Annotated in this window: 24 protein-coding genes, 1 pseudogene and 2 riboswitches; of the genes and pseudogenes, 17 read left to right on the plus strand and 8 right to left on the minus strand. The window is 41.6% G+C overall.

Going from position 1 to position 23648, the window contains the following annotated elements:
• Positions 1 to 6: 6 nt before the first annotated feature.
• Complete coding sequence (locus J7E38_RS15740) at positions 7 to 603, minus strand: GNAT family N-acetyltransferase (RefSeq protein WP_215038682.1); 597 nt, start codon at positions 601 to 603, stop codon at positions 7 to 9.
• Positions 604 to 741: 138 nt separating this feature from the next.
• Here J7E38_RS15740 and J7E38_RS15745 point away from each other — a divergent pair, with 138 nt between their 5' ends.
• Both J7E38_RS15745 and J7E38_RS15750 read left to right on the plus strand, forming a co-directional pair.
• Positions 742 to 960 (plus strand): hypothetical protein, encoded by a 219-nt coding sequence (locus J7E38_RS15745; protein ID WP_214706797.1) that lies wholly within the window; start codon positions 742 to 744, stop codon positions 958 to 960.
• 261 nt (positions 961 to 1221) lie between these two features.
• A complete protein-coding gene (locus J7E38_RS15750; RefSeq protein WP_214706795.1) occupies positions 1222 to 3165 on the plus strand; it encodes a DUF2207 domain-containing protein in 1944 nt (647 codons plus the stop codon).
• A gap of 209 nt (positions 3166 to 3374) precedes the next feature.
• Here the strand turns inward: J7E38_RS15750 and J7E38_RS15755 are convergent, their stop codons facing one another.
• Positions 3375 to 3875, minus strand: coding sequence for a ferritin (locus J7E38_RS15755; RefSeq protein WP_214706793.1), 501 nt, complete (start codon positions 3873 to 3875; stop codon positions 3375 to 3377).
• 180 nt (positions 3876 to 4055) lie between these two features.
• Here J7E38_RS15755 and J7E38_RS15760 point away from each other — a divergent pair, with 180 nt between their 5' ends.
• From J7E38_RS15760 to J7E38_RS15805, 10 genes are all read left to right on the plus strand, one after another.
• The gene (locus tag J7E38_RS15760; protein WP_214706791.1) at positions 4056 to 5072 is read left to right on the plus strand and encodes a DUF3231 family protein; all 1017 of its coding nucleotides are present in this window, start codon (positions 4056 to 4058) and stop codon (positions 5070 to 5072) included.
• A 360-nt stretch (positions 5073 to 5432) separates the two neighbouring features.
• Positions 5433 to 5557, plus strand: a riboswitch (cyclic di-AMP (ydaO/yuaA leader).
• Between the two features lie 218 nt (positions 5558 to 5775).
• Complete coding sequence (locus J7E38_RS15765; protein ID WP_214706790.1) at positions 5776 to 7149, plus strand: TrkH family potassium uptake protein; 1374 nt, start codon at positions 5776 to 5778, stop codon at positions 7147 to 7149.
• Between the two features lie 107 nt (positions 7150 to 7256).
• Positions 7257 to 7396: riboswitch (cyclic di-AMP (ydaO/yuaA leader) on the plus strand.
• A gap of 87 nt (positions 7397 to 7483) precedes the next feature.
• Positions 7484 to 8707, plus strand: a complete 1224-nt coding sequence (locus tag J7E38_RS15770) for a dicarboxylate/amino acid:cation symporter (RefSeq protein WP_214706789.1) — start codon at positions 7484 to 7486, stop codon at positions 8705 to 8707.
• A gap of 796 nt (positions 8708 to 9503) precedes the next feature.
• Positions 9504 to 10265 carry an SDR family oxidoreductase gene (locus J7E38_RS15775; RefSeq protein ID WP_215038684.1) on the plus strand — a complete coding sequence of 254 codons (762 nt, stop codon included), beginning with the start codon at positions 9504 to 9506 and terminating at the stop codon, positions 10263 to 10265.
• Positions 10266 to 10482: 217 nt separating this feature from the next.
• Positions 10483 to 11010, plus strand: coding sequence for a YceI family protein (locus J7E38_RS15780; RefSeq protein ID WP_214706787.1), 528 nt, complete (start codon positions 10483 to 10485; stop codon positions 11008 to 11010).
• A 61-nt stretch (positions 11011 to 11071) separates the two neighbouring features.
• Positions 11072 to 11506: a MarR family winged helix-turn-helix transcriptional regulator gene (locus J7E38_RS15785; RefSeq protein WP_214706786.1), complete on the plus strand. Its 435-nt coding sequence runs from the start codon at positions 11072 to 11074 to the stop codon at positions 11504 to 11506.
• 59 nt (positions 11507 to 11565) lie between these two features.
• A complete protein-coding gene (locus J7E38_RS15790) occupies positions 11566 to 11964 on the plus strand; it encodes a DoxX family protein (protein ID WP_214706785.1) in 399 nt (132 codons plus the stop codon).
• 32 nt (positions 11965 to 11996) lie between these two features.
• Positions 11997 to 12935 carry a ring-cleaving dioxygenase gene (locus tag J7E38_RS15795; protein ID WP_214706784.1) on the plus strand — a complete coding sequence of 313 codons (939 nt, stop codon included), beginning with the start codon at positions 11997 to 11999 and terminating at the stop codon, positions 12933 to 12935.
• Between the two features lie 81 nt (positions 12936 to 13016).
• On the plus strand, positions 13017 to 13955 hold the full coding sequence (locus tag J7E38_RS15800) for a ring-cleaving dioxygenase (RefSeq protein ID WP_214706782.1): 939 nt from the start codon (positions 13017 to 13019) through the stop codon (positions 13953 to 13955).
• Positions 13955 to 14563, plus strand: coding sequence for an alpha/beta hydrolase (locus J7E38_RS15805; protein WP_214706780.1), 609 nt, complete (start codon positions 13955 to 13957; stop codon positions 14561 to 14563). Before J7E38_RS15800 ends, J7E38_RS15805 begins: the two co-directional genes overlap by 1 nt.
• A 50-nt stretch (positions 14564 to 14613) precedes the next feature.
• Here J7E38_RS15805 and J7E38_RS15810 read toward each other — a convergent pair whose 3' ends face one another.
• On the minus strand, positions 14614 to 15561 hold the full coding sequence (locus J7E38_RS15810) for a threonine ammonia-lyase (RefSeq protein ID WP_214706778.1): 948 nt from the start codon (positions 15559 to 15561) through the stop codon (positions 14614 to 14616).
• Between the two features lie 216 nt (positions 15562 to 15777).
• The gene (locus J7E38_RS15815) at positions 15778 to 16791 is read right to left on the minus strand and encodes a S66 family peptidase (protein WP_214706777.1); all 1014 of its coding nucleotides are present in this window, start codon (positions 16789 to 16791) and stop codon (positions 15778 to 15780) included.
• Between the two features lie 145 nt (positions 16792 to 16936).
• On the opposite strand from J7E38_RS15815, the gene J7E38_RS15820 reads away from it, so the two are divergent.
• A complete protein-coding gene (locus J7E38_RS15820) occupies positions 16937 to 17224 on the plus strand; it encodes a hypothetical protein (RefSeq protein ID WP_214706776.1) in 288 nt (95 codons plus the stop codon).
• 46 nt (positions 17225 to 17270) lie between these two features.
• On the opposite strand, the gene J7E38_RS15825 is transcribed toward J7E38_RS15820, so the two are convergent.
• Positions 17271 to 17993, minus strand: coding sequence for a TspO/MBR family protein (locus J7E38_RS15825; RefSeq protein WP_215038715.1), 723 nt, complete (start codon positions 17991 to 17993; stop codon positions 17271 to 17273).
• A 152-nt stretch (positions 17994 to 18145) separates the two neighbouring features.
• Between J7E38_RS15825 and J7E38_RS15830 the strand changes: the two genes are divergently transcribed.
• The 3 genes from J7E38_RS15830 (at position 18146) to J7E38_RS15840 (ending at position 20613) form a co-directional block, all read left to right on the plus strand.
• Positions 18146 to 18610: a hypothetical protein gene (locus J7E38_RS15830; RefSeq protein WP_214706774.1), complete on the plus strand. Its 465-nt coding sequence runs from the start codon at positions 18146 to 18148 to the stop codon at positions 18608 to 18610.
• A 157-nt stretch (positions 18611 to 18767) separates the two neighbouring features.
• Entirely contained in the window at positions 18768 to 19466 is a 699-nt protein-coding gene (locus J7E38_RS15835; protein ID WP_214706772.1) for a SurA N-terminal domain-containing protein, read from the plus strand.
• 298 nt (positions 19467 to 19764) lie between these two features.
• Positions 19765 to 20613 carry a sialate O-acetylesterase gene (locus J7E38_RS15840; protein ID WP_214706770.1) on the plus strand — a complete coding sequence of 283 codons (849 nt, stop codon included), beginning with the start codon at positions 19765 to 19767 and terminating at the stop codon, positions 20611 to 20613.
• 153 nt (positions 20614 to 20766) lie between these two features.
• On the opposite strand, the pseudogene J7E38_RS24340 reads toward J7E38_RS15840, so the two are convergent.
• From J7E38_RS24340 to J7E38_RS15855, 3 genes and pseudogenes are all read right to left on the minus strand, one after another.
• A pseudogene (locus J7E38_RS24340) lies at positions 20767 to 20933 on the minus strand (condensation domain-containing protein); the annotation flags it as partial.
• Positions 20934 to 20960: 27 nt separating this feature from the next.
• Positions 20961 to 21305, minus strand: coding sequence for a GIY-YIG nuclease family protein (locus J7E38_RS15850; RefSeq protein WP_214706768.1), 345 nt, complete (start codon positions 21303 to 21305; stop codon positions 20961 to 20963).
• 24 nt (positions 21306 to 21329) lie between these two features.
• Positions 21330 to 22076 (minus strand): DUF2087 domain-containing protein, encoded by a 747-nt coding sequence (locus J7E38_RS15855; RefSeq protein WP_215038686.1) that lies wholly within the window; start codon positions 22074 to 22076, stop codon positions 21330 to 21332.
• Between the two features lie 952 nt (positions 22077 to 23028).
• On the opposite strand from J7E38_RS15855, the gene J7E38_RS15860 reads away from it, so the two are divergent.
• Positions 23029 to 23526 (plus strand): kinase, encoded by a 498-nt coding sequence (locus J7E38_RS15860; protein WP_214706763.1) that lies wholly within the window; start codon positions 23029 to 23031, stop codon positions 23524 to 23526.
• The last annotated feature ends 122 nt before the right edge of the window (positions 23527 to 23648 follow it).

Here is a 23648-nt window from a genome sequence, read left to right on the forward strand (position 1 = left end):
ATGAAGTCAAAGAACGACTTCACTGGTCAGCCCTCCAGCGCTTGTCGGGGCTGAACGAGGCGCTTGCGCTTTTTGTTCTGTATTCCGAAGAACGGTAATGAATCCATCGAGAATCTGATGGCTTGTTTTAAAGCCTTTACTTTGGTAAAAGTTTAGAGCCGCATCATTCCCGTTTGATACATAGATGAACTGGTCGTCAATGCCGTTAAATGAATCCAGCCAGCTCTTTGATTTTTCAAACAGGACAGACCCGATCCCCATGCTGCGATATCCTTCTTTAATATAAAATTGTGAAAGGCAGCCGACCTCAGTTCCTTTTACTGAGTCCATATCGAAAAAAGTAGCGAAATCATTCGAATAAACTTCTTTCGGGGAAACATTGCTATACACGTATCCGACCATCTCATCACCATCCATCGCAGCAATGATCTGGTTGGCCTTCGCGTTTTTAAACGAAGGAACCATTCTGGTTTCAAAGCTCATGCCATCAAAAAGCTCCGGACGTATAGTGGCGAGTGATTTTTGGTAGGCCATCAACTCATTGCAAAGATTTTTCACGGTAACCATTTGCTCATCAGGAATTAACTTGTAACGGATTGCCATCATCCAACTTCCTTTCTTAACAGTGTCTTAATCCGATTATATCGCAATCTAACCATTCTAAATAACGAAAACATAGGCAAACAGCTTGTCATGATTAACAACGGTTGTTCATAGACTCTATCAAAAGGGGGTGTAGAGTTGAACCGCGTACCTAACAGGGTGGATTATTATCTGAAAGAGAAATGTCTTTTAAGTGCCAATGTAAAGCACTGGGAGCACTATATTGCAGCACTTCGGGCGAGCAATACGGTAACGATCAACAAGAAAGAATATATGGTGGAGAAAATAAATATGGTCCATGACCCATCGACCGTTGTTTTAAAAATCAGCGTTGAACCGCTTAAAATCTATGTTTGAGTATCCTTCGGGATGCTTTTTATTTTGCGCTTGAATTAATCTGGATTAGCTTCTTTATTATGTTTGAGACATAACCTCATTTCATGATAGGACAAAAGAACCATCTCTGTTTCATGGGGTGGAAAAATTTTGAAAAACATTGATTGGTTATTTATAATTTTCCTATGTTTATTTATATGGTTGATTACTTTTAAAACCTGTAATTCTATATTCCTATCATTCTATTACAGAAATGATCACATTTTCTAAGGAGTTGTCAAAGTGTTAAAAAAGGTCATGATTCTTTTTGTATTTCTTTTATCGCTTGCGCCGCCTGCGTTTGCGCGGTCTTATTCCATGGAGGAGGTTAAGATAAGGGCTTGGATTCAGCCTGATGGTGATTTGCTTGTGAATGAGATTTTTACATATGAGTTTGATGGTGAGTATGATCGCGTCAACCGGACTGTACATAAGGAGAATCATAAGGGTGTTGAGCTTTTCGAAGCGTATGAATTGGTCAATCCTAAGGTGGAGCTAGGCTATGTGAAGATGGATGACCTGCGTCCGCTTGAGGTTGAACAAGAAGAAAATACTTATCATGCGGTGCTGCCGGCGAAGGATGAAAAGAAATCCGTTTTCTATATCTATGAATTAAAAGGCGCGGTGAAGTCGTATGAATCCTACAGTGATCTAACCGTTCCTTTCTTTGGGACAGATACCAACCATGATGAAGATTTGCCAAAAGTGACGATTGACTTTGTTTTTCCTGAGGAAATCCGGCCAAATAGCTATGTGGCTTTTTTCCATGATCGGCAGGGCAAGGTAGAGGAAAAAGGACCGTGGGTTGTCCGCTTTACTACACCTGTGTCACAAATGTACTCGCTGACGGAAACTCGCCTGCTGTTTCCATCTTCTTTGATGTCGGAACAAACCAAGACCAGGCCACCGATGTCGTTAAAGGAAGCCATTGCAGAGGAAGAAAAATTGGCTGACAAGAATGCTGCCTTGAAAAAGCAGCTAAACATGCTGAGGAATGTGTTGACTGGATTTGCCGCTCTTCTGGCATTCGTGGTGATGGCTGTATTTTTCACGCGTTTCCTGAGGAAGCTGAGGACCGCTGATCGTCCTGATGAACTTTTGCGGACCGATCCGCTTACCCTGTACATGATTCACCGGCGAGGGAAGCAGAATCCATACGCTTTTCTTGCAGGCGTCTATTCACTTGTTGAAAAAGGGAAGGCAACGGTCAGAACGGAACAGAATGCCGGGAGATTCCTGAAAGATGAATCCTCCGCTGACCAATCGCTCTATTTTACATTAACAGCCTCTGAAACCAGCTTATCGACCTGTGAGCAAAAGTTGGTATCCTGGCTGTTCAGAAGAAAATCGAAAAACGGAAGTCCGGTTTTCTTCATGAGTGATGTAGCAGGGGCGTCAAGCCAGCTGAGGAATAATCCACAGCATCTGCACAATTTCCATTCAAAATATAAACTGTTTAAGGAGTATGAGAAGCAATGGTTTGCCTGTGTGGTGAATGAGATGAAGGAAGCAGGCATGATGAGTGATAAAATGATTGGTCTGGCCGGAAGAGGCCTTATGCTGATCAACTTTTTAGCGGTAATCTATGCCTATTACCTGGACTCGCTTTCAACAACAGCGATCGTGATCTATTCAGTCTTTGCAGGCTTCCTGTTGACCAGAGGATGGCTCAAGCCTGCGCGGAGATTATTCATCCTGCTATTTTACCTGGTATCTTTCATTGCAGGGTTAATGCTTTATGATACGGATATACTCACGGTACTGATCGTGACGGTTGTCCTTTCAGGATTGCTATACTTGGTGACGCCAAGAATGACCTTATCAGAAGAAGCAAGCGTCGTACAGTCAGAAATACAATCTTTTATCAAACAGATCAAGAGCGGACGATTCCATGATAAAATGGCCGGCCAATCGGATCAATGGACAATTCGAACTCTTTTATTGAAGCCATCACGAAAATCCAGAATATCAAAAGAAGAATACATCCATGATGATCGAGCGGCAGCACCTTTAACCTATCTGGTTGCATCAGGACAGGAACCGGTGGAATTCCTTACAAATACATGGAAATGGAGCATCCCTCCAGGAAGCAGTTCTTCATCATCTGTGTCTGGGGACAGCGGCGGGTATTCAGGCGGGGGAGATAGCGGAGGCGGCAGCGATGGAGGCGGGGCTGGTGCGGACTGATCGGCTAGATTTACCGTCCACCATATGAAAAAACCACGTCCCTCTAAGGCTGACAGGCATTTAATCAAACGTTTGATTAAGAGCGGAGAAATCACATCCGGGGGAGAAGATATTTTGAGATGAGCGATCAAGCTTGTCTCTTTTTTGTTTTTAGCCAAAAGGACGAACCCCATGTCCGTCCCCTTGGAAGTACCTGTTTAGGTCAGCAGTCAGCCTGCTGCCGGGGCAGCGGCTCTTGCCCCCAATTCTTGATCAATCAGTAAAATCGCGGAAGGGTTATTTCCAGCAAGTTTTAAGCGGTCAATGATTGTTTTGGCCTGTGCTTCTTCATCTATTTGTTCGCGTAAAAGATCCTGGACGATCAAAGCAGCCTGAGGGTCAATTGGATTCACATAGTTATAGGCCTGGCGGTAAGTATTGGTAACAAATTGTTCATGGCTCAATACCTTTTGAAAGGTCTCAAGCGGAGTGCCGAAGTCAGTAGGTTGGGCAGGGATGCTGTTGATTTGGACAGTACCATCCCGGTCCACCACAAAATCAACTAAGGTCAGCATATGGGTTCTCTCTTCTTCAGATTGGAGCCTCAACCAATGGGCGATCCCAGTATAATTCTGCCTGGCCATGGCAGCGGACATCGCGAGGTATAAGGTTGAAGAAACATGCTCCAGTTGAATCAAATCATTAAACAAGCTTTGAAGTTCCTCATTCATTTTTTTCACTCCCCGATTGCAATAAAATCTACAGTTTAGTTTATAGGAAATAGGCATTTGTGAAACTTGTTTACACGTTTTAATCTTTTTACAAAGGGACCTTAAGAATTCTAATACATTATTTGGATAGAACAGGAAAAGCTATCGATAACATCTTGTTGTTTTTCTGGAGGGGTATGTATGGAAGAACCAAATCCAAAGGTTCATTTAACCTGTGCGGAGATCTCGAATTTATGGGATACATATATAAACGACAGTGTCGTCAAATGCATTTTGACTCACTTCCTTCAAATGGTTGATGATCCGGAAGTAAAACCGCTTCTTGAGTTCACGATCGAAATAGCGGACTCTCATTTGAAGGACATTAGTGAAATTTATAAACAGGAGGGCATCCCTAGGCCAGAGGGGTTTCCGGTTGAAAAACATGTAAATCTCTCTGCTCCACGGCTCTTTTCAGATGTTTTTTACATGGAGTACATGCAGCATATGAGCAAGTTTGGTTTGACGAGCCATTCCAGTGCCATTGCCACTTCATCCAGGGATGATATCCGTGCTCTTTTTGAAAAATTCCACAAACAGGCAACGGAACTTAACCGCGAGATTACCACACTGATGAAGAAGAAAGGGGTTTACATCCGACCTCCATACATGAACTATCCCAAGAAGATAGACTTTGTGGATAAACAATATTTCCTGACAGGCTGGTTCGGAAAAAAACGGCCGCTTTTAGGGAACGAGGTGAATCATCTCTATTTGACCTCCCTTCATAATGAGCTTGGAAAATCCACACTATTAGGTTTTGCTCAGGTAACCCAGGATCCAGATTTGAAATCTTATTTTTATTCAGGCGTCCAGCTTTGCGACAAAATCTTGAGGGAGAGCCATCATGTTTTGATGGAAAGCAATGTCCCCAACTCGATGACTTGGGATGCAATCGTCAGTGATTCAACCGATGCGCCATACTCTGACCAGCTGATGCTATTTGTGGTGGCAATCCTTTCTCAATTGGGCGTTGCTGCTTACGGATTCGCCTTATCCCTGAGCATGAGAAGGGATGTTGGAGCGATGTATAGCGGTTTTATTCTAAGAGCTTTAGCCTATTCCGAAGACGGAGCCCAGATGATCATTGAGAGAGGCTGGCTGGAACAGCCTCCGATGTTTGTGGATCGGGAAAAGTTGATTAAAGGGGAAGAGTAGGGTTGTTACTAAGCGCGTTTATCTAATGGAACATAGGGCTGATTCAAGGTCTCTGAATATAAAATTAAAAGAGACAGAGGGCATTTTCTCTGTCTCTTTTAGTGCATTAGTCCAATTCGTTCAAGAACGGAGCTGTTAAGATTTCGTTGGGATGTGTCTTCAAAATGCGTGTCAGTTTTTCTTCTGTGTATTTTCCTGGAGAAAGCATGTTATGAAGGGCTAATCCGTCAACCAGGACCTGCAATCGTTCGATCCCCACCTCTTTTTCGTGTAAAACTCCTCTCTCATCCATCTGCTTAGGTGAGCGTAATCCGGTTGTATTGACAAGAAAAGGAGTCAAGAGTAATTTTAATACAAGATGAAAATAATATGCTTAATCATTTTTGAGCGGGGGAACCAATTTTTGGGGTGAATCTATTCATGTAGAAGGAGACTCTCAACTCCTAATCCGTCAGCTAACCTCGTAAGCGTTATTGAGAGTGGATGTATTGAAATAGTACAGGCTATTCGTTTTTGGAATGGTCTCTTTTTTGCTTTTAAATAAATTGAAAAAGAACTAAAGCAGGGAGCAGTCTTATTACCTGGACTTGGTAAAAGACTTTTAAATGCTAACTGAAAAAATCGATAAGGTTTATGAATATTCTATTGAAACCAATGAAGTGTTCCAGGTGCATTTCTATAACTACATTAGGAGATATTTACAATGGATAAACAATTCAAATCCTTTATAAGGATTCAAAGGTTAAACCGGCTAATTAAAGTAAATCCTGCCCAGACGCTGGCACTTGGTTTCTTATGCCTTATTTTTATTGGGACCATTTTATTGATGTTGCCTGGAGCTACAAAGGATCGCCATCATTTATCGTTTATTGATGCTTTGTTTGAAGCAACCTCTGCAGTTTGTGTGACGGGATTGGTGGTCGTTGATACTCAGACAACCTTTACACTTTTCGGACAAATTGTCCTAATGGCGCTCATTCAAATCGGAGGTCTCGGATTTATGGTCTTTGGAATACTCATTGCAATGTTCCTTGGAAAAAATATCGGATTAAAGGGACGTCTGATGATACAAGAGTCGTTAAATCAAATATCCTTAGAGGGTATGGTTAAACTCGTGAAGTTTGTTTTAGGGTTTACCTTGTTAATCGAAAGTATCGGAGCCTTAGTATTATCTATTCGCTGGGCCTCTGACTTTGGTTTTCCGAAATCCATCTATTATGGGATCTTTCATTCTATATCATCCTTCAACAATGCCGGTTTTGATATCATGGGAAATTTCAATAGTGTAACAGGTTATGCAGGTGATGTAACAATCATATTGACCCTGAGCTCATTATTCATAATTGGCGGGATTGGATACACAGTTATAATGGATTTGATAAAAAAGAAGTCCATCAGGAAGTTGTCATTACATACAAAGTTAGTCTTATTAATCACATTAATCTTAAATGTTACTGGCTCGATCTTCATCTTTTTATTAGAATATAACAATCCTGGTACATTAGGAGACTTATCATTCAAGGAAAAAGTTCTAGGTGCGTATTTCCATGGTGTTGTACCTCGTACAGCTGGATTTAACTCATTGAATACGGCTGATTTGACCTTAAGCTCACAATTTGTAACCATGCTGCTAATGTTTATAGGTGGAGGTTCAGGTGGAACTGCAGGAGGGATAAAGGTTACTACATTTATCGTGATAATACTGGCGGTCTGGACGTTAGTCAGAGGCAGAGATGATGTGGATGTAATGGGAAGAAGAATACCAAAAGAATTAATATTTAGAGCCTTTTCTATTACACTTTATTCTGCTTTTATTGTGCTCTTAATATTATTCATTTTAACGATTACTGAAAACGATGTTCCATTAAACGTATTATTATTTGAGGTTATATCTGCTTTTGGAACGGTTGGTATGTCATTGGGACTTACTCCTGAATTAAGTACAATCGGTAAAGTGCTCATTTCCATAATGATGTTTATCGGAAGAGTAGGGCCATTGACACTTGCTTTTGCATTAGCTAAAGTTAACAAAAAACAGTCAGTTAAACATGCCGAAGAAAGAATTATGATTGGATAAGTTGGTTATTTAGATTAAGTTTTCGCGGTGAAAGATTGCCCGCGGGATAAATCAGGTGATTTTTTTGTTCCCAAAACCGGACAATCCTGATATTATATTAGAAAAATAATACACGATCGCTTAATCCTTTGAGCGGGGGAACCAATTGTTACTTTTTTAAAAAGTAATTGGGGTGAATCCTTAACAGGTAGGGTACTCTCAAAACCCGAACCCGACAGCTAACCTCGTAGGCGTGTTGAGAGGAAAACACTGCATTCATGCACAGTGGTTTTTGCCTCTGTGTATTTTTTATTGCCTTTTTTAGAAAAATATTTAAAAGTTGGAGGTCATCTTTATGAAACTGTCTACCAAAATTATCATAGCCCTGATAGCCGGCGGAATCACTGGACTGCTGATCAATCTGTTCGCACCGGGCATTTTTCCACAGCTCGATCAGTTTGTATTCACGCCGCTGGGAAAAATCTTTCTAAACCTTATTAATATGCTCGTTGTACCTATTGTCTTCTTTTCGATTACACTTGGAACCGCGGGGCTTGGCGATCCGAAGAAGCTTGGCAGGATCGGGCTTAAAACCATTTCCTTTTTCCTTGTGACTACTTCTTTGGCCATCATCATCGGCATCTCGCTGAGCTATGTTTTCCAGCCTGGTAATGTCGGCACCTTTGATACCGCCAATGCCGAGTTCGAGTCAAAGGAAGCTCCGCCGGTCTCTGAAACGCTGTTAAATATTATTCCTACAAATCCTTTCCAAGCCTTTACAGAAGGAAACATGCTCCAAATCATCACCTTCTCCGTCTTTGTCGGCTTCGCCCTTACCATGCTTGGCGACAAAACGAAAGGGATACTGAACCTCGTTGAACAAGGGAATGACCTGTTAATGTATCTAGTCAACCTGGTGATGAAGTTTGCACCATATGGGACGTTCGGGTTAATTGTTTCCGCCGTGGGCAGCCAGGGACTCGATGCCATCAAAGCCATGGGTCTTTACATGTCTGTTGTCCTGCTGGCTCTTTTGATTCATTCCCTTTTCGTTTACGGATCTTCGGTGGCACTGTTGGCAAAGAAAAGCCCAGTTTGGTTCTTTAAAGGGTTTGCTCCGGCAATGGGCGTTGCTTTCAGTACTTCGAGCAGCAATGCTACCCTGCCGATTTCCATGAGCACCGCACAGAAAAATCTAAAAGTCCCTGAGTCAATCAGCAGTTTCGTTCAACCGCTAGGTGCGACCATCAACATGGACGGTACAGCCATCATGCAAGGGGTAGCGACAATTTTTATCGCACAGGTATTTAATGTGGACCTAACCATCACCCAACTGATCACGGTTGTCCTGACTGCTGTTCTGGCCAGCATCGGGACCGCGGGTGTACCGGGAGTGGGGCTGATCATGCTGGCGATGGTCCTCCAATCCGTTAACCTGCCGGTGGAGGGGATCGCTCTGATTATCGGAATCGACCGCCTGCTTGACATGACCCGCACGGCCGTAAACATCACCGGCGATGCCGCCTGTGCCGTGATTGTAGCGGAGACGGAAAGAAAAAGAGAAATTAGTAAATCGTGAAAAAGGGAAGATTTATCGTAAAAATACAGGGTGACGTTCCTGAAAAATAGGAATCGTCACCCTGTTTGATTATCTTGACAGGATTGGGTTCGGTTCATGGAAAGCTGTCAAAATAACGATGGATTCTTGACAGCTTTAGGTTCCGTTGATGGAAAGCTGTCAAAATAACGATGGAATCTTGACAGGTTTGGGTTGGATTGATGGAAAGCTATCAAAATAACGATGGATTCTTGACAGGTTTAGGTCTTGTTGATGGAAAGCTGTCAAAATAACGAGGGTTTCTTGACAGGTTTAGGTTCGGTTGGTGGAAAGCTGTCAAAATAACGAGGGTTTCTTGACAGCTTCGGGTTGTATTGATGGAAAGCTGTCAAAATAAAGGTGTTTTCTTGACAGGTTTGGGTTCGGTTGGTGGAAAGCTGTCAAAATAAAGATGGTTTCTTGACAGGTTTGGGTTGGATTGATGGAAAGCTGTCAAAATAAAGATGGTTTCTTGACAGGTTTGGGTTGGATTGATGGAAAGCTGTCAAAATAAAGGTGGTTTCTTGACAGGTTTAGGTTCGGTCGATGAAAAGTTGTCAAAATAACGAGGGTTTCTTGACAGCTTCGGGTTGTATTGATGAAAACCTGTCAAAATAATACTTTATCTGAAGTAGAGTCAGGTTCGGACAAAACTCAGGCCAAAGCCGATCGCTTTGTCCAAAGTAAATTAACTAATTATTCACAAAAAAATGGTGGGTGTGCCAAGCAGTAGCTTAAAATAGAGTTGATAGAAAATAATAGACTGGAGGGAATCGTGATGAAATTAGAAGGAAAAGTAGCGGTTGTGACGGGTGCTGCGTCGGGGATGGGAAAGGCGATTGCGGAATTATATGCCCAGGAGGGGGCGAAGGTTTTACTGGCTGATTATAATTTTGAAGGTGCTGAGGTTGTTGCGAAAGGGATTGCCGCAACCGGTGGAACTGCAAAGGCGCTTAAAGTGAATGTGGCGGAACTCGCGGATGTAGATAATATGATCGATACAGCAGTTAGTGAGTTTGGCACCTTGGATATTTTGGTGAATAACGCCGGGATCATGGATGGCTTTGAACCAGTTGGCGATATCACCGACGAGAGATGGGACCAGATTTTTGATGTGAATACCAAAGGTGTAATGCGCGCCATGCGAAAAGCAATTCCGCTTTTTCTTGAAAAAGAAAAAGGAATCATCATTAATGTAGCATCAACCGGCGGTTTCAGCGGCGCTCATGCCGGCGCAGCATACGGTGCGTCCAAGCATGCCGTGATTGGCCTGACAAAGAACACCGGCTTCATGTACGCGCAAAAAGGGATTCGCTGTAATGCGATCGCACCGGGAGCGGTCGAAACTAACATCGGATCAAGCATGAAAGGCATCAATGAGTTTGGCATGTCACGTGCAGGCTTGACTCACTCATTATCGCCGCGTGCCGGTAAGCCAGAAGAAATTGCGCAGGCCGCAATGTTCCTTGCATCAGACGACTCCAGCTTTGTCAATGGAGCGGTGATTACTGTGGATGGTGGCTGGACCGCTGCTTTTTAAAGGGTTCTTGGTTTAGGGAATGCCTTTAAAAAACTTAAAGGGAAAAGGAACTCGAATGTAATCGGGTTCCTTTTTTTTGTAAGAAGAAAAATTATCTATTGACACCCAAGAGGAATATATGATAAATTTATCTCAAATTAAAAATAAATTAATTCAAGATTTTTTTTAAAACTATATCTCGAATTCGAGATAAAACAATACTAGGAGGAATTTTAAAATGGCAAAATGGACAGTTGATCAGGCACACTCAGCAATTGGATTTGAAGTGAAACACATGATGGTATCAAAGGTGAAGGGTCATTTCGATTCTTATACTGCAGATGTTGAGGCAGCAGATCTTACAGATTTAACCACTGCATCAATTGCATTCAAAATTGATGTAGCTAGCATTGACACTCGTAATGAAGATCGTGAAAATCACTTGAAATCAGCTGACTTCTTTGATGTTGAGAAGTATCCAACGATTGATTTCAAATCTACAAGCATTACAAGAGATGGCGATGACTACAAGGTAACGGGTGGTTTGACTATCAAAGATGTAACGAAACCAGTCACATTCGATGTGGAATTTGGCGGCAAAGGCACAAACCCATGGGGCGTTGAAGTGTACGGCTTTGAAGCAGAAACAAAAATCAACCGTGAAGAATTTGGTCTAACATGGAATGCAGCACTTGAAACAGGCGGCGTTTTAGTGGGAAAAGATATCAAGATCAAAGTTGAATTAGAAGTAAACCCTGCAGCTTAAAACCTTTGGACATTATGCTGGATGACATGAAAATCCAGCATAATGTAAAGGAGTTGGAAAAATGGAAAAGCCAAGAGAAGAGTTAAAAGCAGTAACCGTTATTATTCGTGCGGCGCAGGCTATTCACGATGTGATCAGGAAAGACGCAGCGCAGCATGGATTGAATCCTACGGAATTTTCCGTGATGGAGCTGCTTTATCACCGAGGAGAGCAGCCTACCCAAATGATTGGAAAAAAGGTGCTGATTTCGAGCGGCAGCATTACCTATGTCATTGACAAGCTCGTGGAGAAAAAATATGTGAGACGACGGGGATGCCCCGAAGATCGCCGCGTCACTTATGCGGTTTTGACTGATGAAGGAAAAGAGCTGATGGATAATATTTTCCCTCAGCATGAAATGGAAATGAGCAGGATTTTTGCTGATTTGGATGCCGATGAAGTCAATCAGACGATCTGTTTATTAAAGCGAATCGGCTATCGGGCAAAAGACTTATAGATGAATTTTTTTACTCATATATCTCGAATTCAAGATAATAATCTAGGAGGAGTATAATAATGATGGATTTAGGTTTGTTAATCATACGATTGGTAATTGGCATTTTATTTATTGGCCATGGTGCACAAAAGCTGTTTGGCTGGTTTGGGGGCTATGGTTTGAAGGGAACGGGCGGCTGGTTTGAATCGATCGGCATGAAGCCTGGAGTGACGATGGCACTTTTCGCAGGGTTAGCAGAGCTTGTCGGGGGAATATTATTGGCAGCAGGGCTTTTGACGCCACTCGCAGCTTTAATGATTGCTGGTACCATGCTGATGGCCATTGTAAAAGTGCATGGCGCAAATGGCTTGTGGTCCACTTCAAATGGCTATGAATATAACTTGACGTTGGTTGCTGTCACGATTGGATTAGCACTGATTGGCCCTGGCCGATACGCTATAGATGCTATTTTATTCTAAATTATATTAGATTATAAATGGGAGTGTTATTAATGACCAAAAAAACAATGGGCATTCACCATATTACCGCAATCGTGGGCCATCCGCAGGAAAACGTTGATTTTTACAGTGGCGTATTGGGGCTGCGATTGGTAAAGAAAACCGTCAATTTCGATGACCCGGAAACGTATCATCTTTATTTTGGGGATGAAGGCGGCAAGACGGGAACGATCATCACTTTCTTTCCATGGGCAGGCGCTCGCCAGGGAGTCATTGGCGACGGACAGGTAGGAGTGACTTCCTATGTGGTACCGAAGGGCTCAATGGATTTTTGGAAAAACCGTCTTGAAAAATTCAAGGTTCCATATACAATCATGGAGCGCTTCGGTGAACAATATTTAGAGTTTGATGACCCTCATGGTCTTCACCTGGAGATTGTGGAAAGAGAAGAAGGGGAAATCAATGAATGGAGCTTCGGAGAGGTAACGCCTGATGTTGCGGTCAAAGGATTTGGCGGAGCGACACTGTTATCGACCCAGCCGGAAAAAACAGCAGATCTTTTGGAAAAAGTGATGGGGCTTGAGCTTGTCGGTAAAGAGGGAGACTTCATCCGCTTCCGTTCTTCTGCAGACATCGGAAATGTGATCGACCTGAAATTGACACCTATTGGCCGCGGGGAAATGGGTGTAGGAACGGTTCACCACATTGCGTGGAGGGCTGTCGATGATGAGGACCAGCTGGATTGGCAGCAGTACGTGTCAGCTAATGGCTATGGTGTAACCCCTGTTAGGGACAGAAACTACTTCAATGCGATCTATTTTAGGGAGCATGGAGAAATTCTGTTCGAAATTGCGACTGACCCACCGGGATTCGCACATGATGAATCACAGGAAACAATGGGTGAAAAGTTGATGCTGCCGGAGCAATATGAACAGTATCGCGGGCAGCTTGAGAGAAGGCTCATCCCGATTGAAGTGAGAGAGTTGGATTGATGGCAGTAAGCAGGCTAGTCGGAGGAATTTTTGAAATCGAAAGGCACAAGTAGTTTCCGATGGGAGAAAGGGTGAAAAGGAATGCAAAAGACAACAGGTATCCACCATATTACCGCCATGGTCAATGATGCGCAGCGGAATATTGACTTTTACGCAGGCGTGTTAGGGCTCAGGCTTGTGAAAAAGACGATTAACTTTGACCGGCCAGAAGTGTATCATCTTTATTTTGGCAACGAAGCCGGGGATCCTGGAACCGTCATCACCTTCTTCCCATGGGAAAACCAGATGAAAGGGCGGATTGGCACCGGACAGGTCGGTGTGACCAGCTATGTCATTCCCGCCGGATCCATGCCTTTTTGGAAGGATCGATTGAAGCGGTTTGGAGTCAGGTTCATTCAGAATGTCCGTTATGGCGAAACCTATTTGCAGTTCCAGGATCCTGACGGGCTTGAAATTGAACTGGTCGAACGACATGATGGGGCAATGAATCCCTGGAGCTATGGAGGCGTTTCATCTGATGTGGCAATCAAAGGGTTTGGCGGAGCGACCTTGATTTCAGCTCAGCCGCATAAAACCGCAGAGGTACTTGAAGATATTCTTGGTCTTGAGCCTGTTGGCCAGGAGGAAAGCTTCCTCAGGTTCAAATCAGAGGTTGGCAACACGATTGACATCAAGCTCACTCCTTCAGTGCGCGGATTGATGGGAGCAGGGACTGTCCATCATATCGCCTGGAGAGCAAGAGATGAAGAGGACCATAAAAGGTGGAGAGAGCAACTGGAAGAGAAGGGATTTTACCCAACAGAGATTCTCGACCGCAACTACTTTAAGGCCTTGTATTTTCACGAGGGCGGGGGCATTCTTTTTGAGATTGCGACCGATGCACCAGGCTTCGCGGTGGATGAACCAGCGGATGCACTTGGAAAAAAACTGATGCTGCCGTCATGGCTCGAGTCAAAAAGGGAAGAATTAGAGCACAAGCTTCCACAGGTGGAGGCACGTGTTTTGGAGGGAGATAAATAATGAAACATATATTCAACAAGGGTAAGGTATCAACAAAACCAACATTATTAATGCTTCACGGCACAGGAGGCAATGAATTGGACCTGCTGCCTCTGGCCGGAATGATCGATGATGAAGCCTCTGTCTTAAGTGTCCGCGGAAACGTATTGGAAAACGGAATGCCAAGATTTTTCAAAAGGCTGGCAGAAGGCGTGTTTGACGAAGAGGATCTCATTTTCCGAACAAAGGAATTGAATGAATTCCTTGCTGAAGCAGCTGAAAAATATGGCTTTGACCGTAACAATGTGGTTGCAGTCGGTTATTCAAACGGAGCGAATATCGCAGCAAGCCTGATGTTCCACTATCAAAATGCCTTGAAGGGAGCAATCCTCCACCATCCAATGGTACCGAGAAAAGGCATTGAATTGCCTGACCTGACAGGAACGCCGGTATTCATTGCGGCAGGAACGAATGATCCAATCTGCCCGCCGAGTGAATCTGAAGAACTGCAATCCCTGCTGGAGAAAGCTGGTGCTGATGTGGAACTTCATTGGGAGAATAGAGGCCATCAGTTGACCCGTGAGGAAGTCGAAGCGGCGGCACAGTGGTACGGGGGACGCGAGAAATAAGATTAAAAAGTAACTTTGGGGACGGGAGAACCGTCCCCATTTTGCATTCTTTAACTGATCAGTCCAGATATCTTCCTCAAATCCACGTTCCCACCGGAAATGACGGTCACCACTTTTTTATCCATAAAAGGCAATTTGTTATGCATGGCAGCTGCGACTGTTGTTGCGCTGGATGGTTCGATCAGCTGTTTCATTCGTTCCAAAACAAAGCTGAAGGCATGGCGGATTTCTTCTTCACTGACCAGGACAAGGTCATCGAGGTATTTCATCAGGACAGGGAAGGTCAGGTCCCCGGGCTGGCTGCTCCTCAGGCCATCAGCGATCGTTGAGGTGGCTGGGATCGAGGTGATTTCCTTGTTTTTAAGGGACAGATAAGTATCATTGGCAATCTCGGGTTCTACACCGATTACCTTGATCTTTGGGTTGGTCTCTTTTATGGCAGTGAGTATTCCCGATAGAAGGCCGCCACCGCCGACAGGGACAATCACCGCATCAACATCCAGGATCTGATCAAGAATCTCCAATCCCACCGTTCCTTGACCAGCTATGATATATGGGTCATCATACGGGGGAATGAATACGCCATTTTCTTGCTCAGCGATTTCTTTGGCTCTTGGTAGCCGCTCCGCAGAAGTCGTGCCGCACATTTCAATCTTGCCATTATATGCTTGAATGGCGTTCATTTTACATTGGCTGATATCCTCCGGAACGACGATGGTTGCGGGCACTCCATATTTATTCGCCACATAGGACACTGCCTGGCCATGATTACCCGAGGAGGCTGCCGTTACATACTTTGCACCATTTTCGACAGCTTGTTTGACTTTATTGCTGGCGCCGCGGATTTTGAATGAGCCAGTCTTTTGCAAGTGCTCTGATTTGAAAAAAAACTGGTTGCCGCATATCCTCGATAGTTGCTCAGATTTTAGGATAGGTGTTACATGAATGATGTCGCTAATTCGTTCCCGTGCTTCCTTCACTTCATTTAATGAGATCATATGTAATTCCCCCTTTATTTTCACAACCATAAAACTGCCGACGAGTCTTATTCTTTCTATCTCTATTCAATACCAACTTTGATTATCCTTCTAAACGGGGTACGTGAGTTAGAATTAGTAGTGAATCGTAACTTGATCACGCCAATTCCATAAAATATCCATTAAAAAACGCCCGGAGCAATTAGCTCTGAGCATCGGTTAGTATGATTTATTATCTCATCGGAAATGTTGGATTACTGTGCCTGTTCCATCTTTTGTTTCTATTTCTGCATATGCACCGTTTATAAAAGTAATTTGAGGTGGAACGTGGCCGCAATCGATGTCGTAGATGATTGGGATTTGCAGCTCTTCTGAAATTTCCTTATATACATCTTCAGCTGTATATTCATTGACAGGCGTGTTAGCTGGGCTTCTGCCGAACATAATCCCTGAGCAATGATCGAACCAACCAGCCAATTTCATCTGAATTAGAGACCGGCGTAAATCGGTTGTGGATAACTCGCAATTTTCAAGAAACCAAATGACTGGTTCCTCTTGAATATACTTTTTCCTGAAGGTAGCTACATCTCCATATGGTGTTCCGATTACATGCCTGATCACATCAATACACCCACCAAGTAAACGTCCTTGAATCTTTACTTCAGTGTTTGATATGGTCTTCCAATAGGTTTGTTCGGTTAAATTGAAAACATAGGGAGTAGGCTGGTCATGCTGCCATTCTTTTTGGTATTTTTCTGATGAATGTTGTTGGGTTGACTCGCCTTTTTTAGTGGATAAAACAGACTGCCACATCGCTGTTGTGTCGTCTGAGTAGTCTCCCCTTAAGTCTACTAAGTTTGTTCCGTGTGCAGTAGCAATTCCTGTTTTTAAAGTAATAGCAAATAATAATAAACTGATATCAGAATAGCCTAATATCCACTTGTTTTGTATTTTTCCGAAGTCAATATATTCAAGCATCTCAACCAGGAGTTCGCCGCCCCATGGAGGGATAATAAGGTGAATGTCTTCATCCTGCATCATTTTATTAAACTCCTCGGCCCGAAGTTTAGCTGGCGCAGATCTTACTTTGTTTTGAGTCCAGACTGTATTGCCGCAAACAACATCAAAACCCTTTGATTTCAAACGGTTAGAGGCAGCTTCCACAAGTCCGTGCAATTCTTTTGGCACACCTGATGAGGGTGCGGTCACGCCTATTGTTGCCCCTTCTTCTAAAAACGGATATTTGATCATAAAAAGTCCCCCTTATGGCTTTGCACTATTTTACCATTTTTGAAGAATACTTTGTCTGACACATCGAAGGTTTTATTTTAAAAAATTTCATTCTATATGAGATGATAGTTTAAGATTTTGTTAAATAAACTGAGAGGTGAATGAATTGGATAGGAAAGAGCTGAAAATTTTCACGAACATGGCATTCTTTATCGCTATAGCTGTGATTATTGTGATCCCTCTATCCATTTTCACCTCTATACCAAGAGAGCTAGGAGCATTGGCATTTATCCTTACCTTGGTTGGCATTCCTTTCAGCATCATTTCAATGTTCAGCAAAGAGAGTTTATTGAAAAGGATTTTTGTATTGATTGTCAATCTTGTGCCTATTAGTCTTTTCAGCTATGCCATCATCATGGATTTTATAGATGAATTTTTACGATCAGCACCCTAGCAGGTACTTATGTGCTTCTGGCAACGAAGGCTGGTGCCTTAATGTATCAACGCTTCCTGAACAGTCCGAATAAAATCGTCATTAGAATAATGGCAGATAATACATAGGAAGTGGTGCTTATCACCGGATGGTCTGCAGCGTTTTTAACACCGATTCCGATAAACGCCCAGATAAAAACCAGGGGATAGATGCGATCCTCATTTTTATATTGAAAATAAATCGCCAGAAGTGTTGCGATCACAAGCATGATCAGTGTCCAGACAACATCGGATAGACCAAAGCCGTTCCAGTCGATATATTTCAAGTAGTAGCTGATATTCGCGATAGTGGCGACGCTGATCCAGCCGAGGTAGACAGAAAAAGGGAGCAGGTCCCAAAAAGAATGGTCTTCATTTCTGATAAGCTGATAAAGCCTGATGAGAGTCAGCAGCAAACCAATCATCACAAACACCGTCAATAGGAAAAACTCGTAATGCCATAAAAGAATCCAGGCGATATTGAGGACAGAGCTTAGCACATAAAGCGGGGTGGACTTTTGGTAGACTGGCAAATTCCTTCGTGAAGCAGGAAACTGCCTGATTGTCCAAATAAACAATAAAACATAAATCAATCCCCAGATGCCAAAAACATATCCTGCCGGAGTAAACAATACATCCAGTCTATTTGATATTTCCCCGGTGGTCTGCCCGTTGATCGGCAGGATATTCGCAAACGCATTGACCGCAACCACGAGTAACGTGGCAATCAGATTCAAGAAAAACCGTCCCATCCTCATCCCAGCTTTCAGTTTAGTTTTTTTCATACTATTCCACTTTGATTAGGTGCATAACTACTTTTAGCCTCCAGGGGAGGGAATAAAACTTATTCTTTTCGCTAGGCGAAACGACGTACCAATACCATTTTTACAAGACGATGTTTGGCTTGATTGGCAAACGGCTTGATGACCAATCGATCACCTTGGTTGTACAGGGAACGGAACATCCAGGTTTGGATGCGGAAGGAATTCTTGGTATGGACAGGGCTGAATGGGTGACGGAAAGCACGATCCGTTTTCCTGCCTGGAAGGGAATGAAGGAAGTTCATCTTGGACAGTCCAAGCCGGGGCATAGTGTAGCTGATATCACTGGTGATATCGAGTCTTTCATGAAGAAAGCCGAGATGAAAGAGAATGGCCATACCATTGTCGTCAATGGAACCCGGCTGACGTCGCGTTATGACGAAGCAACCGGTGAGAGTTGGATTGATGTAACAAGCGAAGGCGAAACGGGGCCCATTCCAAGACAGCAGTGCACCCGCATTGTGCCGAATGAAGAGCGAGGCTATTATATGCTGGAAGAGTGTACGCATCAGTGGGAATATCCTTTATTGCCTTTGAATGGTGAATGATTGATTATGTTATAATGGGATAGCTTGGATGAATAATTTATGGGTCTTTTTTATCATTAACTATATTACAATATGATAACATTTCCCTTAAAACCTCCTATTCATTTGAGAAATATGATAGTATGACGGACATGTTGGGTGAAAGGGGAGTTTGTTTATGATGAAGCGAATTTTTACTGGCGTTCTTTTGTTGAGCATCGCCGTCCTTGTTCTTGGCGCATGCAGCAAAGATAGCTCAAAAGGGAATGCTGAGAAAGAAAATAAAGAAGATGTGGTTGCAACAGTTGATGGAAAAGATATTTCAAAAAAAGAATATAACAAAGAACTGGATGCCATGAAAGCAACTTACGAACAGCAGGGCATGCCGGCGGACCAGATGGATAAAAAGATGAAGGAACAGCTTGAAAAGTCTGTTCTGGACCAAATGATCAATGCGGAGCTGCTTCTCCAGACAGCTGAGAAAGACGGCATCTCCATTGAACAAAAAGAAATTGATGCAGAGTTGGAAAAAATCAAAACCAATTTCGAAGATGAAAAACAGTATGAAGAAGCATTGAAAAAGAACAAATTGACCGAGAAAGAACTGAAGGCCCAGCTGAAAAAGCAAATGACCGTCACACAATATCTGGACAGCAAGATCGGTAAGGTAGAAGCATCCGATGAAGAAATCCAGGCATTGTATGATCAATACAAGCAACAAGCTGAAGGCCAAAAGCAAAAGCCGGAAGAACTGGATAAAATCAAACCACAGCTTGAGCAGCAAGTTCTTGCACAAAAGAAAGATGAAAAAGTCACCAAGATTGTGGAAAAGATCCGCAAAGACAATGAAGATAAAGTGAAAATCCGTAAGGCGTAAGACGGTTCCCGCCTCGGATTTTTAAATGGGGGATAGACATTTGTCTATCCTCTTTTTAATGGATATAGGGACGGTTCTGCAGCCTTAGTCGAACTGAGCAACTAAAGCATTGGGACGCCTGAGGTAAAAGCAAGAGAACTCCCCTTTGCTGGATAATGGGTTCTCTTTAGGAGTGCAAAACGTGAAAAAACAACACAAAAGGCATGCTAATAAGGATAAAATTAAAGTAAAAAAAAGTATAATTTTGGTTTTATCCAGTCTAATTGCCCTTTAGTAAAAAAAGAAAGAAGGTTTTTTTATGAAATCTATATTATTAATTGGACAATCAAATATGGCAGGCAGAGGATTTATTGAGGAGGTATCTCCGATTTATAATGAGCACATATATATGTTGCGAAACGGTAGATGGCAAATGATGGCGGAGCCGCTTAATTTTGATCGTCACATATCTGGTGTTGGACCTGCAGCATCTTTTGCTCATGCTTGGACAGAGGATCATCCGGGTGAGTCCATTGGGGTCATACCATGTGCCGAGGGAGGGAGCTCTATTGATGATTGGGCAATTGATGGACTTTTAACAAGACATGCGATTTCTGAAGCGAAATTTGCGATGGAATCAAGTGAACTAATAGGAATTCTGTGGCATCAAGGTGAAAGTGACAGTTACGGAGAACGTTATAAGATGTATGAAGATAAATTACTTTCATTATTGAAACACTTGAGAATAGAATTGAATGCACCAGATATCCCGATTATTATCGGTGAGTTGGGACATTACCTTGGTGAGGTTGGATTTGGAAAAAGCGCTGTAGAATATAAACATATAAACAAGATTTTATCTAAAGTTGCTCACACCGAAAAAGATACCTATTTTGCAACATCAAAAGGCTTAACTGCAAATCCAGATGGCATACATATTGATGCTATGTCCCAGAGAAAATTTGGATTAAGATACTATGAAGCTTTTTCAAAACAAAGGCATGTTTTAGATGTTTTAGATTTAGAGCATGAGTGGATTGAAAAGGCAGCAAAACGTGAACTAACTAAAAATGAACGTATATTTGTCCAAAGTACAAAGTTTGCTTTAGGGCAATTGAGTTTTGAGGAGTTTTCTATTAATATCTCCACTATTAATGAAAGTAAGTAATACTTAATTGTTAAACAACCGGGATGCGTTTGTGGAACAAGGAGTTGTCGATGCGGCAGCTCCTGTTGTGTAAAAGAGCAGGTTTGTGAAACAAAGACTTATACAGTCACGCTTAACTTGCTTTAAATACAAAAGGTCGATACCTTAGATTAAGGAATCGACTAAATAGCTGTTCAAAACTGGCTGCAATTGTTGCGTAATCCTTACTGATTGTTCAAAGGAAAGTAAAGAACCGCATTAATTTGTTGATCTGCAGAATAAAGACCTAATATATAATTCATTCTATCTTGAGGTGTTACTGAATGTCTTCTCTGTTCCACAGTTCTGTCTCCTTCTTTAGACTATTTTTAGTTATAACCACGTTCTCCAAATGGTTGTAACTTTTCTAGCCATTTTTCTTCAAGAGCGAGTAGTGCCTCTTTTTCGTTAAAATATGGGTCATCCTTCTTTTCCATTTTTTCTAGTATGTCAATCATAAAAGCGGCTTTTCCGTACTGGTTCCATTCCTTTTGCAGTTCTTTGTTAGTTGTATATCCATTCGTTTCGAGCATGAACTTTATTCCGTTTAGAGTTTTAAAGTTTTTGGTGCTTCCAACCAGTATTTTATTGTTAATCGTATTTTTAATCTGATAAACGCCTGCTTCAACAGATGTTTCCTTATATTGTTGTTTCAACTCTTTTTTGCGATCCATGTTTTTTCACCTACTGTTATCCATTTATTTTTTTAACCAATAACTGCTCCCGTCAGATGTCCGTTGTAAAAATCCGTAATCCACTAAATATCTTCTGACTAAAACATAATCCTCATATAACTCTTTTAAAATCTGATTTAATTCTTTTTCATCATAATGGTAATCCGTTTTTAAATGTTTCGAAATTTCCCTCAGGACAACGAGTCTTTGTTTTTCTTTATTGGGAAACTTAGTCAATACTCCTTGAGAGAAGTATTTATGAATCAATAGCTCCTGTTCCTCTTGAGTAATGTTGTATCTTTCATCTACCATTGTGGCTGTTTTATGCACGGGTACGAAAGCTGGTGCATGTTCATCTTTTTCTTTCAGTAATTCCATAATTGCTAAAAAAGTCTTTGCCTGACGTTCCTTTTCTTTTAATGCAAAACGATGATGACGAATAGTAGAGGCGCTTCCAATGCCAAGTTCTTTTTGAATTTCTTTATCATTTTTCCCCTGATAAAAAAGAGATAATAGTTTCTTTTGATGTTCAGTAAGGCCCGTGAGCTTCTTGTCCATGGCAAGTAAATAATCAAATACGGAAAGGTGGGTACTCTCAATATGAATACGCATATACCTTTCGGCTTCGTAAAGTCGATTTTCGTAAGGATAAACAATCCCTTTTTCTACTCTCTCTCCACATAAAAGACAAGTAATAAAATCACTGTCTTGAATATATCCACTTTTCAATTCTTCCAAAGAGGCACTCCAAAAAACATTTGATATTTCCATTGTTATAAACACTTCCTATCATTTTCTGAGGAAAAACAAACGTATGATAATTTCGTTTGCGTATTTGTAAACATTTTATATTAAAGTTTAAATGAAGTCAAATATAAATAAACATTTTATAGATATATTTGTTTATTAACAAACAATCATACATTATGTTTAAGAATATTGAAGTTAAATTGTAAGTGATTCCTTTTTGGATGTGAGTATACTGAATGTACCTATTTCACTTAACTTAGGGTCTGAGTAACAGATTGCTACTGGATGCGATATTGAACAGATGGAGAAAAATAAATTTTCATATTAAACATAGGGTGCGTTGATCCAGGAAGGATTAAGCACCTTTCTTGTTGAATTCCTTATTAAACAAACGACGCAGTTTAGTGGAGGAACATTTCTGTTAAACTCCTTTCAATGTTCGACCTTACATCAAGGGAAGTTCTATTTTGTGAAATTCACCATATCTTAACTAATATCAAAAGTTCCTTCAAGAGGAGTTATAAGCATGCTGCGGGTTAAATTTATGATTAAACAATTCCTAAAAGAGCCTTTATGGTTTAAAATCCTAATCTCTATAACTTTGCTTATTTCAATAATTTTTAGCAGTGCATCTTTTGCAAATAATGCTTATTATCAAAGTTTCTCCAAATTGGCCGCCGCTATCTTTTTTTGTGCATATGGAATTAAATTTAGGAGTAACCGTTTAACTTCTGTCATCTTATTATCTTCATCAGTTCTATGTATATATCTTTCCATTCTGGCTATATCTTAGTGAGATTCTATTCTGTAGTTCAACTTACGAGTGCTTTGATCCAGGAAGGATTAAAGCTCTTTTTTGTTGAACTTCTTATCGAAGTAAAGAAGCAGTTATGTTCAATAAGCAAAAATTGATTATTAGATTGAAGTATTAAAAGTAAGATTTTAAAAAAGGGACAATAGATAGGGAGAGATTATGGAATCTAAGCTAATTATCTTACGAGGCAATTCGGGAAGTGGAAAAACTACGACTGCAAAAAGCCTTCAAAATCATTTAGGTCACGGAACGCTTTTGGTTTCACAGGATGTCGTTCGTCGTGATATGTTGAAGGTTAACGATAGAGATGGAAATCCTTCTATTGGTTTGATTCGCCAAATTGCAGAATATGGTAGAGGTAAGTGTGGAGTTGTTATTGTGGAGGGAATCTTAAATAAAAGCCGTTATGGTGAAATGCTGAAAGACTTAATCCAATTCTATAACCAAGAGGCATATACTTATTATTTTGATTTATCCTTTGAGGAAACAGTCATACGTCATAACACTCGTGCCCAAAAGATGGAATTTGGAGAAAGCTCTTTGCGTGCCTGGTGGAATTCAAACGATTACCTTGGAGTGCAGGGAGAAACACTATTTACTAATGATATGTCGCAAAATGATGTATTGAAACAGATTTTAAACCAACTGCAAAAGTGATTATTCCTTTTGTTTTCTTCAACAAACGGGTGCTATACTTTAAAAAGAATACAAAAGTAAGGAGCTAGGATTTTTCGGATCTAGCTCCTTCTTTATTGCTAAATAATATGCGATTTGGTTTG

The sequence above is a fragment of the Bacillus sp. ISL-35 genome (assembly GCF_018613355.1).
In the GTDB taxonomy this organism is placed as follows: Bacteria; Bacillota; Bacilli; order Bacillales; family Cytobacillaceae; genus Mesobacillus.